A 14,465-nucleotide genomic window follows, 5' to 3' on the forward strand; every position below is an offset into this window, starting at 1 on the left:
AAATCGTAGGCATATATGTGATATGCTTACGATTTTTTTTAGTTTTTAAAAGTTATTAATTTTAAAAAATATGCTTATTAAATAAGTTCTTTAGGGACAAAATTATTGATTTCTTCACGTTTATCTTCTTTATTTGCAATAAAATATTGTAAATTAATACTGCAAATATTAGTATATAAAATGCTGAAAAGGTATATAGATAAAGATAGTAATATAAGACCTATGTTAAAATGTGTTAATGAAAATTTAAAAATCCAGTATGGAACCATCAGTACAAAACTTATAGAAAGAAATGGAATAATTAGACTCATTTTTTCACCTTTTGTTTTTTCATAGCTAAGTTTAAGGGACTCAATAATCCCCTTATCTCTAGTAGCAACATAATAAGTTGATAAAAATAATGCTATAGAAATTATTATACCAGGTATGATTAATAAAATTAATCCTATAGTTGTTAATAAACTGCAAATAAGAGAAACTATTATAAATGGTATACATACCTTTAAAGAAGATGAGAATAAGGGTTTAATATTGTCTTTTGTTATAGTCTGCCCATCTAAAATTTTGACTGTTCCTTGAATTAACATAATTGATAATATAAAATACATTAGAACCGCAATGGACGTAATGATAATAACACTTAGCGAATGATTAGTTTGCGGAATATATTTATGTAATACTAACAAGCTATATAATTTATAAAGCTGGTTAAAATTACCAACAAAAAATAAAGAGTATATTCCTCCTAATAATAAAGCTAATACTGAAAAACTTAAATAGAAAAAACTATTTTTTTTAAGTATTTCCCATGAATTTTTGAAAATAAAACCAATACTTAACATTTTTTTGCTCCTTTAAAAATTATTTGTCTAATAAATAACAAGTTGTTTCAGTAAAATATTACCACAATTAATCAAAGAATACAAGAAAAAAATTACAGTTCTTGATTTAATTTAGAAAAAAGTATATTAAAAGTTAGTTGCAAAGTATTGCTATATATAAAAAGAAAAATACCGTGAAAAGAACTTTATATGAAAAATAAAGCGTAATTATATGGAACTTTTTTATTTATTAGTGGCGTTTGTTCATTCTGTATCCAGCGCCCCATACAGTTTCGATAAAAACTGGATTTGTAGGATCTTTTTCAATTTTTTTTCTTAATTTTTGAATATGAACTGCAACAGTTCCAATGTCACCGTAATTATCCATACCCCATATTTTTTCGAAAAGTTGATTTCTGCTAAATATTATATCAATATTTGTTGCCATAAAAAGTAATAGCTCGAATTCTTTTGTAGTTAATGTTATTTCTTTATTATCAACATAAACTCGGTGAGATTTAGTATGGATTAACATATTTGCAATAGCTATTTCATCAAGAACATGTTGTTTATCAGAAAGTCTTTTATATCTTTTCAAATGAGATTTAACCCTAGCTACCATTTCACTTGGACTAAATGGTTTGGTAATATAATCATCTGCGCCAAGTCCTAAAGCGCGAATTTTATCAATGTCTTCAGATCTAGCCGATATCATAATCATAGGAATATCAAATTTTTCTCTTATTTCTTTAAGAATTTCAAATCCATCAACACTAGGAAGCATTAAGTCGATAATAATTAAATCAAATGATTTCTGTTTTGCGAGTTCTAATCCTTTCATGCCATCTACTTCATGAGTAATATTCATACCTTCAATTTCAAGATAATCTATTTCTAGTCTAGCAATATTTACATCGTCTTCAATAATTAAAATTTGAGTTTTATTCAATAGATGCCTCCTTAATTAATGGTAATCTAATTATCATTGTTGTGCCTCTACCAAGCTCACTAATTAGCTCTATTGTTCCTTTATGATTAACTATAATTTCCTTGGTTATTGCAAGTCCAAGTCCACTACTGCCCGAATCCATTGTTCTTGCATTATCTCCTCGGTAGAATTGTTCAAATACTCTTTTAACTAATTCTTGATTCATGCCTGGTCCATTGTCTTTAATTTTTATAACAATTGATTTATCTTCTTTGGCAAGTATAAAATTTATTTCTAATTGATCTTTGTTATTATAGGTAATTGCATTATTTACTATATTACGAATTGCCCTTGTTAATTGTTTTGGATCAATTGTTAATATGATTTTTTTAGATAAGTCATCAGTTAATTTCATGATTACACCATTTTCTTCATTTTCAAGGAGTAATTCATTAAATATTTCTCTTATATAATCAGAAATTGAAATACTCTGCCAAGTGAAAGGCAATTTTTGTAGATCTAATTTTGAATATAGTAGTAAGTCATCAATTAATCTATTCATATACCTTGCATTTTGCTGTATCACTTTTATATATGCATCTTTTTTTTCCTCAGTATTAGCAACACCATCTAATATACCATCTACAAATCCATTAATTGATGTAATAGGAGTCTTTAAATCATGAGATATATTTGTAATAAGTAATTTTCTATTTTCTTCATATTTTTGTTTTTCTATTTCCGCTGATTCTAATTCTTTGCTCATATCATTAAATGCATTTATAAGTTCTCTAATTTCTGGCGCATGACCTTGTTTAATTTGAACGCCATAATTACCATTTGATACGTCATAAAATCCTTTTTTTAAATCTTCGATCGGTCTAAGAATTTGATTATAGATTCGTCTTGAAATACTAACGCTCACTATTTCTTTAACTATTATAAAAGCTAAAAATAAAAAAATATATGGATATGCCCTTTCAGAAATTAATCCGCCATTAGCAAGTATTATTATAATTAAACTTACTAAAACAAACATAGGTGAAATTAGAAAAAACCTATGATACCTAGCATATTTTTTTCTCATATGTAGATTTCTATTGCAATCACCAGTTTTGCATTCAAGTTTATCTACGTGTTTTTTCATATGCATAACAATAGAAAAATGAAATATTTCTTTAATTGATTTTAGTTTATTCATAAGCATTTTTATATTCTCTTTTATTTTTTTCATCTTATTCTCCTACCTTAATGTTTAAAGGGAAGCATATAAGCTTCCCTAACAAATCAATTGCTTAATTATAACATTTTTGCAGAAATACTAATAGTGATCTTCTTTTCCTTACCAGAATTTAATTTGGACTTAACTAATGCATTTACTTTAACAAGATCAGCTTGGTTATTTTCGTTTATTTCAACAATAAGATTTACTTTTTCAGGCATTACAGTCTTTGTATCTATTTGATCAAGACCACTAGTCTTTAAAAATTTAGTCATTTTTTCGTGGTGAGCCTCACAGCCATGTTCTTTCATCATAGCTAAATGTTCGTGTTTATAAGCTAAATGGTCTTTCATATGTGCTTGTAATTTTTCAGGTAAATCAGTAGTTTTTAGTTCAAGTGATAAAATTTTTCTATTATCTTCAGTTTCTTTAAAATTGATTTTGTCGAGTAGTTTTATCATCATCATTCCTCGATCGAACTTACTAATATACTTATTACTATGACCTTTCATTTCACTATAATTCATACCATGATTACACATTCCTTGTTTCATACCATGACTAAATATTCCGTGGTGCATTCCTTTGTGATGATTTTCATGATTAAGTTCAAAGCTACTATTTACGCTAGTCGAATTTTCAAATTCAACAAATTCATCTCCAAATTTAATTGTTGCTTTTTTATTATGTTTTCCTTTAGATACTTCTTTGTAAGCTTCTAATGTGGCAATAATATCTTCTGCAAATTTAACTTCAGCATCAATTGATACTTTAAAATCATCAGCACCTTTCATTTTTTTCACATTTTTCATTACTTCGTATAAAGCAGTTAATTTATTCATTTTATCCTCCTTGGATTACAATTGTTAAGGGATTCTTTTGTTTTCCCTGACTATGAATCAAGTATAGAACAAAGATGTAAAACTCAAATTAATTGAGTATTAACTGTTTATTAACTTTTGGGGTATAATTTCATATGATTGTTTTCAAGATTAAGTTTTTATTCATTTAAATATAATGATATAATTTAAGGAAGTTATTAAAGTATTTAAAAGGGAGATGATTACTTGAAGCTGAATGGTTATACAAATTTTGAACTAATATATGAGGGCAACTCTAATATATATATAGCAAATCGTGAGCAAGACCATCAACAGGTTATTATCAAATCTGTAGTGGATGAATTCCACTGTAAAACTGCAAATTGTAATCTGGCTTTTGAATACTCAATTTTAAAAGAATTAAATGATATAGATGGTGTTATTAAAGCGTATGGTTTTTTAAAGTCCAATGGACATCAGTATTTATTTTTAGAAGCTGTAGACAGTGTTTCTCTTGAACAATATTTAGATGAGAATACGCTTGAATATGATGAAAAGTTAGATATTCTTAAACAAATTCTTTTAATCATTGGTAAAATACATGAAAATGGAATTATTCATAAAGATATTAATCCGTCAAATATTATTGTTAGTAATACAGATAGAAAAGTTAGAATAATAGATTTTGGTATTGCTTCTCTTATAAAAAATGAGCATATTAGACATGAAGAAATTAAGAATATAGAAGGAACAATTGAATATTTGTCACCTGAACAAACAGGAAGAATTAATAGAGATGTTGACTATAGAACGGATTATTACTCTTTTGGGATTACAGCCTACAAAGTGTTAACAGGTATGCTACCATTTTATTCTTCGGATAAATTAGCTTTTATACATCTTCATTTAGCAAATAACTTAAAGGAACTTAATGAATCAATTGATATGCCAAAATATATGCTTGCAATTATAAAAAAACTTATAGCAAAAGATAAAGAAGATAGATATCAAAGTGTTTTTGGCATATTGTCCGACATTGAAACGTTTGAAATAAAACAAAATGATAAGAATACAGATACATTTGTGTTAGGACAAAATGATTATATTAGTCGATTAATAATACCTGATAAATTATATGGTAGAGAAAATGAATTAAGTGAAATAGGTAGCGGTTTAAGAAAATCAATTAAAGATCAAAGTGAGATTTGTTTAGTCACTGGAAAACCGGGAATCGGAAAATCTACTTTAGTATATGAAGTAATAAGAAATACTCTTGATTATAATTATTATTTGATTTCAGCCAAAGCAGATCAATATAAAACAGATGTTCCATATACGGTACTTATTAAAGCTTTTGAGAATTTTTTAGATCTTATTTTTACTGAATCTGAGGAAGAAATTCAATATTGGAAGGAAAAGTTTTTAAATGCTCTTGGGTCTAATGGACAATTAATAATTGATATGATACCAGCATTCGAACGTATTATTGGACCACAAGAACCAGTTGTAGAACTTGGATACAATGAAGAAAAAAATAGATTTAAAGAAACCTATTTTGAACTACTAAGAGTAGTAAGCAATAAAACTAAACCTATTGTGATATTTTTAGATAATTTACAGTGGTGTGATAGCAATACTTTAGAGCTAATAAAAGAAATAATTACTAATAAAATTATTTCGCATACTTATCTTATTGTTTCTTATAGAGATAATGAATTAAATGATAATCCTGAATTAGTTCGTTTTATAAATGAGATTAAATCATTAAAAAATATACGTAAAATTTTATTGGAGCCACTTAAAAAACACGCTATATTAGAACTTTTAGAAGGAATTCTTGGTAAAAATTTAGAGCATATTAATGAATTAGTTGAACTTATATTTTTAAAAACAAGAGGGAATCCATTTTTTATAAATGAGTTTATTAGAAATATATATTCAAATAACGATTTATATTTTGATCAAAAGTTAAAGAAATGGTCTTGGAATCTTAATAATATTGAAGCAATGTATGTTTCTGATAATGTTGTTGATCTAGTACTTAACCGTATAAGCACATATAATCCAATTACTCAAAATGCATTACAAGTAGCCGCTAGTTTAGGTAGCAGATTCTTATTTTCAGAACTTATAGAGTGTCTTGAAGTAAGTCATGAAAATCTTGTAAAAATATTATTATTTTTAATAAAAGAAGACCTTATAAGACCAGTAGATAATTCTTATAGGTTATTATTAGAATCACAATCTAAAGTTGATATAGCAATCGGATTTATTTTTATGCACGATAGACTACAACAAGCATCTTATAATCTTGTTGATAAAAGAGCACAAAAAAATAATCATTTTATAATTGCCAATACTCTTAAAAATTATTACAGAAATAGTTTAACAAATGAAAATAAGAGAAAGCTTATAAGTCATTATCTTAAATCAATAGATTTAATTCACGATAACTCAGATATAGTATTTGTTTTGAAATTAGCTTATGAAGTTGCGCTTATATATAGAAAAACTTCAGCTTATAAAAGTGCATATAATATTTTGCACCAATTCAGCATTTTTATCAAAAAACAGCAATGGATGAACGAATATACGATTGTTAAACTTTTTATGATGGAATACGCTTCAGTAGCTTATTTAGTAAATGAACATGAAATCGCTGACGCTACTATGAGTGAAGTTTTATCCCATACAAAGACTAATTTCGAAAAAGTTGAAGCATATATTCAAAAAGTATCTCAATATATCACGATTGGTAAAATGGAAGAATCAATTGTAGCAGGTATTAAAGGTTTAAAATTACTTGATGTTAAAGTACCGAAAAATGTATCAAAACTTATGATATTTGAAAAATATATAAAATTGAATTATAGGCTTAAAGGTTTATCTATTGATGACCTTTATAACAAGCCCGAAATAACTAATGAACATGTGAAATTAGAAATTAAACTATGGTCAAATATATTGCCAATATATTATATTATGGGTAGAACAAATACATTTGCATGGATTGGATTACATCTAGTCGATTTAACAGTAAAGTATGGAAACTTTGAAGAGTCACCTTTCATTTTTGCTTTATATGGTATGCTTTTGTGTTCTGTATTTGGTAAGTATGAAAAAGGTGCAGAGCTTGGAAAATTGGCTATGGATTTAAATGAAGTTTATCGTGATATTAAAAAAGAGTGTAGAATATATCACGGTTATGCTACATTTATTTTACCTTGGACAACACATCCTATAAAGTTAAATTCCTTATATAAAAAAGGCATTGAGATAGGCTATAATACTGGTGATTATATGTATATGTCTCATATTGCATTAAGCCTATATATTTGGGATCCAACAATTACTTTAGAAGAACTTTCTATTGAAAAAAATAAACAACGTGAGATTGTCAAAAAAGCAAAATATCAAGATCTTTTGGATGGACTAAGTATTATTTATGGTCAATGCATGAATTTTAGAGGTCTTACAGATGATAAATTTAGTTTAAATATAAATGGATTTGATGAAAAAAAATGTGTTGCTGGTATGTTTGAAAGAGAGTTTAAGACTGGGATTACAGTATACAATTTAAGAAAGGCAGAAATATATTATTTATATGGTGAATTCTCAAAAGCTAATGAATATATTCTTAAAACAGAAGCGGATATTCAAAGTATAATGGGTCTTCAATATACAGTACGATTCACTATGCTTAAAGCATTAATAAATGCGAAACTAGGTTTGAGTATTAAACCATATATGAAAAAAATGAAAATGTGGTCTGAGGTAAATGCTGATAACTATTTGCATTTATATACTATTATGGAAGGGCTACAATTAGATCAAAAGAATAATTTGAAAATGAGTTTAAACAAATATAACCAAGCTATAGAATTCGCTAAAGAAAATTTATGGTATAGGGATCAAGCCTTAGCTAATGAGCTTGCCTGCAATCTATTAATTAAAAATAATATGAATGTAGCAGCATTAGGGTATTTTAATGAATCCATTAGGCTATATAGTTACTGGGGTGCAAATGCAAAAATCAATGATATGAATGAAAAATATTCTAATCTTATTGAAATAAGAGAAAAAAATCGTACGAAAGACTTAGATAACAGATCCCTTTCAAAGACTACTGATAATAATCAGCTAGATATTATTAGTATATTAAAATCTTCTCACACAATTTCAAGCGAGATTAATTTTGAGGAATTGGTTAAAAATATACTTAAAATTACAATGGAGAATGCAGGAGCCGTAAAAACAATTTTTTTAACAGCTGAAGATAATGAGCTTACCATATTTGCTGAGGCTAATTTTAATCAAACAAAAGTGACATTTTATAAAGATCAAGAAATAAATCTTTCAAAAACGGTGCCTATGACATTGATTAATTATGCAAAAATAACTTTAGAAGCGATTATTATATTTAATGCAGCCGAAGATAATGATTTTATGAAAGATGAATATATTATTAAAAATAGGGTAAAATCAATTTTAGTATTGCCACTAGTTAGAAATAAAAAATTGGTAGCAATATTATATCTTGAAAATAATTTAGTAAAAGGTGCATTTAGTCAGGAAAGATTAGATGTATTAAAGTTACTATCTACTGAAATGGTTATATCCATTGAAAATGCAAAACTGTATAGAGATTTAGAAGTTTATAATAATGAACTGGAATTTGAAGTGAAAAAAAGAACAAAAGAAATCGAAAAAGTAAATATTAATTTAGTAGTAAAAAATGAAAAATTAGTAAAAACTCAAAAACAATTAAGCGTTATGGCTATGACTGATCCACTAACAGGTGCATATAATAGAAGATGTATGCAAAGTAAGTTAGAGAAAGGAAAAAGTGATTTTGAATACAATGAATCAGAATTTACTTTAATGTTAATAGATATTGATGATTTTAAAAAAGTTAATGATAACTATGGTCATGACTGTGGTGATTTTGTTTTAGTAGAACTCACTAATTTGATTAAACAAAGCATTAGAGAACAGGATGAATTATCTAGATGGGGTGGAGAAGAATTTTTATTAATGCTATCTAATACTAAGTTAAATAGTGGCTTTTTAGTGGCTGAAAAAGTAAGGAAAAATATAAGTAGTCACTTTTTTAATTATAAAGATATTGAAATTAGAGTAACAATTACGATTGGCCTAAGTTCATACAGAGATTCTGCAATGTCATTAGATGAAGTTGTGAAAAAATGTGATAACGGCTTGTATTTAGGTAAAGATAAAGGCAAGAACCGAGTTGAAATAGTTGAATGATATTAACTAAAGAGAAATTCAAAAAAATTTAAAATGAAAAAAATTATAAAATAACGTCATATAAGGTGATTTTTTTGCTTAATATTTGATGTTTTTCTAGAATTTTAATATATTACAAATATTCGTTCGTAAAAATGTGTTTTATATACACGATTACGTTGCAAAAAGTGTATAATGTACTTAGAGGTGATTTAATGTACAGAAATGCTATGAATAATTTATATAAATGGAAGAATAACGAAAACAGAAAACTGATGATTATAAGAGGTGCTAGACAAGTCGGAAAAACTTGGCTTATGAAGAAGTTTGGTGAAATTGCTTATAAGAAAACTGTTTATATAAACTTTGATAATAATTTGCAAATGAAAAAACTCTTTGAAACAGATATGAATATAGATCGAATTATTATGGGAATTGAACTATATTGTGGTTTTAAAATTAATTCAGTAAATACACTGTTAATTTTTGATGAAATACAAGAAGTTTCAAAAGCATTGACAGCCTTGAAATATTTTAACGAAAATGCACCAGAATATCAAATCATTTGTGCAGGTTCATTGCTTGGTGTAGCCTTACATCAAGGTACATCATTTCCAGTTGGAAAAGTTGAATTTATGGATTTATATCCTTTATCTTTTAGTGAATTTATGAGAGCGATGGGAAAAGAGCAATTTGTAGAAGTTATGCAACAAAGTAAATATGATTTGTTGAATACTTTTAAGCAAGAATATATAGAGTTATTAAAATATTATTATTATGTTGGTGGTATGCCAGAAGTTGTTTCAAATTTTGCAAAAAATAAAAATTTTAATGAAGTTAGAGAGATTCAAAAGTTAATATTAATGGCATATGAACAGGGTTTTTCTAAACATGCACCAAATGACGTGATACCAAGAATTAGAATGTTGTGGAATAGTATCCCATCCCAATTGACAAAAGAAAATAAGAAGTTTGTATATGGTCTTATAAAAGAAGGTTCAAGAGCTAAAGAATACGAAATGGCAATGCTTTGGTTAATTGACTATGGACTTATTCATAAAGTACATCGAGTTTCGACTCCAAATTTACCGTTAAAAGCTTATGAAGATTTAAAAGCCTTTAAATTGTTTACGTTAGATGTTGGCTTATTATCGTGTATGGTAAGACTTAATCAGAATGTTTTATTAGATGGAAATGAATTATTTAAAGAATTTAAAGGCGCTTTAACAGAGCAATATGTATTACAGCAGTTTAAGACTTCTTCTCATATAGAAACTTATTATTGGATTAATAATAGAGGACGTGCTGAAATAGATTTTGTAGTGGATACAGGTGAAAAAATTATACCGGTTGAAGTTAAAGCTGAAACAAATCTTAAATCTAAAAGTTTAAAAAGTTATTATGATAAATTTAATCCTTCTATTTCTATAAGAACTGCAATGACAGATTATAAAAGAGAAGATTGGATACTAAACATACCTCTTTGGGCAATAGAAATATTAGAAAATGAAGTTATAAAATAATTGTAAAATCTTACATGCTTATGAATAAAGTATGTAGGATTTTTATATTTATTGCTATAAATTTATACATATATTCTTTGAATTGGTAAATGGTATGTGAGAAAATATATAAATTTGCTGGCTTGAGTCCTATAAATAAAATAAAAAATCAATTAGAGGGAAAAAAAGTAAAAAAAAATAAAAAAGTTTGTATCATAGGTCAAATTATTACAACAATTATGGTACAATTAAATAGTTGGATTATAATTGTAGTGGAACTATTCTAAAAAAAAATTACCTGTAGGAGTAACAATTATGAATATTTGGAAAGATAAAGAATGTGTGAAAATTTATTTTCAATATAATGCAGAATTACTTAAAATAATTAAGCAAATCAGCGGTGGTAAATATAATGAAAGTGAAAACATTTGGATCTTTCCAATAAAAAAATATGATGAAATAATTTCAAGATTTAACTATAAAAAAGTAGAGAACGGAATTATTCCATCAATTAACGAAAGAAAAGAAAAACTAAGAGAGTATATGGTACGAAAAGGCTATAGTCCAAAATCAATTAAAAATTATGTGAATCATTTAAATAGATTTCTAATATTTTCTAATAATAAAACAGATATTGAAAGCGTTAATAAATATTTGCTTAATCTATTAGAAATTAAAGAATCAAGTCATTCATATTGCAATCAAGCAATCAATGCAATAAAAACATATCTTAGGGAAGCGAATATTGCCTCTGAAATTGATTTAATTAAAATAGTTAGACCCAAAAAGGAAAAAGTACTTCCAAAAGTCTTAAGTATGTCAGAAGTAAAATCTATAATTGATGTAACTGAAAATACAAAACATAAAACTCAACTTATGATTGCATATTCTTGTGGATTAAGGGTTAGCGAAGTTGCTAATTTAAAAGTTACAGATATAGATAGCAAAAGAATGGTAGTTATCATAAAGCAAGGAAAAGGAAGAAAAGATAGAATAGGAACATTGTCTGTAAAGATGCTTGAACAATTACGGGATTATTATAAAGAGTATAAACCTACAAATTGGTTATTTGAAAATCAAATGAAGAATGGACCAATAGGTACAAGAACACTTCAGAGAATTTTTAATGCAGCAGCGAAGAAATCTAAAATTAATAAACCTGCTACATTTCATAGCCTAAGACATTCATTTGCAACACATCTTTTAGAAAGTGGAGTAGATATTAGATATATACAAGAATTCTTAGGACATTCAAGCACAAAGACGACAGAAATATATACACATGTGTCTAGAAAGTCGTTGATGGGAATAGTTAATCCTTTAGACCGCTTAGGGTAGTATTCCGGGCATACGGGAAGCACGCTATTTGGACAGTGTTCTTAGGGGGAGTTCGGGAAGTAGGGAGTTATCCGAAATACTTTTTACTAAACAAAAGGAGAATATCATATGATTGATAAATTAGTTTTGATAGAGGGAGCTTATTTTTATAATTATGTTAAAAAAATTAGTAAATCAGCAATTAGTAACGCGTTTAAAGAAATATCAAAGAATAAGAAAGGTAATTATATTGAAAATAAAGTTAAGGAAAAAGTTATGGTTAGTGGTGAAGAGATTATTTTCTCGATTTGCATTTTTAAGTATGAACAGTTACCAACTTTTTTACATAAAGTAAGGGACAGAGAGTTAAAGTATGCATATACGCTAATTGTAGAATATGATGATTATATTATTATTTCAAAAAAAAATGTTAGTGGGCTTGAGAAATTATTTAAAAATAAAATTGATGGCTTAGATTATAATGTTATTTCAAAATTATTTGTAGATGAAGAAACTAAGTTTGAAAAAATAACTATGAATAATATGGATATATCAGATAACGTTATTAGACGAACAAATATAGAAGCATTAAATTTGAAAGATAGTTATTCTACTTTAAGTTCAAGAAAAGCAATAATAAATAATATGCGTATTAAGGAAGCTAATGAAAGATATACTTTGTCATTAAATACTTCGCGGATTAACAAAATAAGCAAAAAATCGAATTTTAATGGCTTTTGTGAATGGATTATAACTATTGTTGCTAAATTGAAATTGTTTGTTAATCAAGAGAATTATTTAGATCATTTTGCAAGACCATTAAATTTTGAAGAGAGTATAAAAAATTTGGAACCAAGTAATATACTATTGCTCGTTTCAGAATTAAAAACAGATGGTGCAATTGATGAGTTGTATTACAAAAATGGCAATAAAAAAAGATCTATATCACTTGACAGACTTGTTGATTTGTTAGAAACTGTAAAATCAATAAAAAAAATTGTTAAAGGCGAAAAAACAGAATACTACATAGAGAATGGGTTAGATAAGACATTAAGATTAAAAATTAATACGAAATCAATTTCACTTCATTCTAAAAAACTATCTAATATTATTATGCTAATGAGTGATGGCGAGGAAATGAATTTATTGTCTTATTTAAATAAAAAACATGAGTATATAATTTGCTTTGAAAATATTGAAATAGTATATAAAAATAGGAAGTTATTTGAAGATAGTCAGCTTCTAGGAAGTTTGGATTACTTCATGAGTGTTTTTATTGAATACCCAGAATTATCAGATATAACTTCTGAAAAAGGGAAAGTAAAAAAAGATTCTATAAAATTCGATTCAGAATGTCTTTTTGGATTTGTTGAAGAAAAATTGACTGTTAATGACGATTATGTTATATGCGATGACCTAGGAAATGAATGGGCTGATCATATAAGTGTGAGTATTGGAAAATCAATAAATTATTTTCATAGTAAGCATTCTAATTTAACATCAGGAGCTTCAAGTTTTCATGATGTTGTGTCTCAAGCTCAAAAAAATATTGGAAATCTATTTACGACTAAACAAGAACTAGTACGTAAGGAAGATAAATGGAAAAAAAAATATAATAAAGATAATGTTAAATCTAATATTGAACGTATGAGAAAAGGTGACTTAACAAAATTAACCAACGATTTTTTGATGACTAGTAAAACTCCTAATACAAGTAAGTGTATTTATTTAGTTGTAGATTTTATATCGAAGAGTGCTCTTTTATCAGAGCTATCAACGTTAAAGAGTGGAATAGGAAACCCCAAAAATGAAACAATACAAATTCTTTGGTTATTATCATCTTTAATTTCAAGTTGTCAAAATTCTAATGTTAATGTATACATTACATGTCAACCATAAAAAGAACTTCGGATAACACGCAAGTTCCTTCATATCTCTAGATAATAAAGAGATTACGATTTACACAGATATGAACTTAAATTATAAAATGAATCAAAGATAGAGATACGACGGAAATTGCGGGAACGTTATCGGAAAGAACTACATTAGATTATGCATCAAAAAATATAGTTGCTTTATATTGATATAGAAGTAAAGAATAATTCAGATGCGACGCGCTATTTTGCATTTAAGAAAGTGGATTAAATGTTCGCGAAAGATATTCTAATTTGAGTTGAAGGTTTTAAATGCGACGCGCCACTTTGTAATTAAGAAAGTAGAGTAATTGTTCGCGAAAGATGTTTTGGTGTGAGTTGAAGGTTTTAAATACGACGCGCCATTTTGCATTTAAGAAAGTGGAGCAAATGCTCACGAAAGATATTTTGGTTTGGGCTGAAGGTTTTAAATGCGACGCGCCACTTAGTATTTAGAAGGTAGAGCAAATGTTCGCGAAAGATGTTTTGATTTGAGTTGGAGGTTTTAAATGCGACGCGTCAACTTTGTATCAAGTAAGTGAAGTAATTGCTCGCGAAAAATATCTTATTAGAGCGAATGTTTTAAATGATTGAAAAAATTAATGTGTTGTCAAAACATGCAGTACCTACCGATAACACGCCAGTTCCCTTCATATCCCTTGTGATTAAAGAGATGTTGAGTTACTAGGATAGG

Annotated in this window: 8 protein-coding genes; 4 read left to right on the forward strand and 4 right to left on the reverse strand. The window is 27.0% G+C overall.

Going from position 1 to position 14,465, the window contains the following annotated elements:
• Window positions 1-77 precede the first annotated feature (77 nt).
• The 4 genes from AACH12_RS00750 to AACH12_RS00765 all read right to left on the reverse strand — a co-directional run bounded on the left by AACH12_RS00750 (window position 78) and on the right by AACH12_RS00765 (window position 3,813).
• Entirely contained in the window at window positions 78-842 is a 765-nt protein-coding gene (locus tag AACH12_RS00750; protein ID WP_338536181.1) for a hypothetical protein, read from the reverse strand.
• A gap of 229 nt (window positions 843-1,071) precedes the next feature.
• Window positions 1,072-1,770: a response regulator transcription factor gene (locus tag AACH12_RS00755; RefSeq protein ID WP_338536182.1), complete on the reverse strand. Its 699-nt coding sequence runs from the start codon at window positions 1,768-1,770 to the stop codon at window positions 1,072-1,074.
• Window positions 1,763-2,983, reverse strand: a complete 1,221-nt coding sequence (locus tag AACH12_RS00760) for a sensor histidine kinase (protein WP_338536183.1) — start codon at window positions 2,981-2,983, stop codon at window positions 1,763-1,765. Before AACH12_RS00760 ends, AACH12_RS00755 begins: the two co-directional genes overlap by 8 nt.
• Window positions 2,984-3,048: 65 nt before the next feature.
• Window positions 3,049-3,813 (reverse strand): hypothetical protein, encoded by a 765-nt coding sequence (locus tag AACH12_RS00765; protein ID WP_338536184.1) that lies wholly within the window; start codon window positions 3,811-3,813, stop codon window positions 3,049-3,051.
• A 225-nt stretch (window positions 3,814-4,038) separates the two neighbouring features.
• Between AACH12_RS00765 and AACH12_RS00770 the strand changes: the two genes are divergently transcribed.
• From AACH12_RS00770 to AACH12_RS00785, 4 genes are all read left to right on the forward strand, one after another.
• Window positions 4,039-9,060 carry a diguanylate cyclase gene (locus AACH12_RS00770; protein WP_338536185.1) on the forward strand — a complete coding sequence of 1,674 codons (5,022 nt, stop codon included), beginning with the start codon at window positions 4,039-4,041 and terminating at the stop codon, window positions 9,058-9,060.
• 194 nt (window positions 9,061-9,254) lie between these two features.
• A complete protein-coding gene (locus tag AACH12_RS00775) occupies window positions 9,255-10,562 on the forward strand; it encodes an ATP-binding protein (RefSeq protein ID WP_338536186.1) in 1,308 nt (435 codons plus the stop codon).
• 294 nt (window positions 10,563-10,856) lie between these two features.
• On the forward strand, window positions 10,857-11,879 hold the full coding sequence (locus AACH12_RS00780) for a tyrosine-type recombinase/integrase (protein ID WP_338536187.1): 1,023 nt from the start codon (window positions 10,857-10,859) through the stop codon (window positions 11,877-11,879).
• Between the two features lie 108 nt (window positions 11,880-11,987).
• On the forward strand, window positions 11,988-13,757 hold the full coding sequence (locus tag AACH12_RS00785) for a hypothetical protein (protein WP_338536188.1): 1,770 nt from the start codon (window positions 11,988-11,990) through the stop codon (window positions 13,755-13,757).
• The last annotated feature ends 708 nt before the right edge of the window (window positions 13,758-14,465 follow it).

It is taken from the genome of Helicovermis profundi, from assembly GCF_033097505.1.
Taxonomy (GTDB): Bacteria; Bacillota; Clostridia; order Peptostreptococcales; family Acidaminobacteraceae; genus Helicovermis; species Helicovermis profundi.

Coding starts and splice junctions, on each gene's coding strand:
- AACH12_RS00775 (WP_338536186.1), top strand. CDS start 9,255: ATGTACAGAAATGCTATGAATAATTTATATAAATGGAAGAATAACGAA.
- AACH12_RS00760 (WP_338536183.1), bottom strand. CDS start 2,983: ATGAAAAAAATAAAAGAGAATATAAAAATGCTTATGAATAAACTAAAA.
- AACH12_RS00780 (WP_338536187.1), top strand. CDS start 10,857: ATGAATATTTGGAAAGATAAAGAATGTGTGAAAATTTATTTTCAATAT.
- AACH12_RS00785 (WP_338536188.1), top strand. CDS start 11,988: ATGATTGATAAATTAGTTTTGATAGAGGGAGCTTATTTTTATAATTAT.
- AACH12_RS00765 (WP_338536184.1), bottom strand. CDS start 3,813: ATGAATAAATTAACTGCTTTATACGAAGTAATGAAAAATGTGAAAAAA.
- AACH12_RS00750 (WP_338536181.1), bottom strand. CDS start 842: ATGTTAAGTATTGGTTTTATTTTCAAAAATTCATGGGAAATACTTAAA.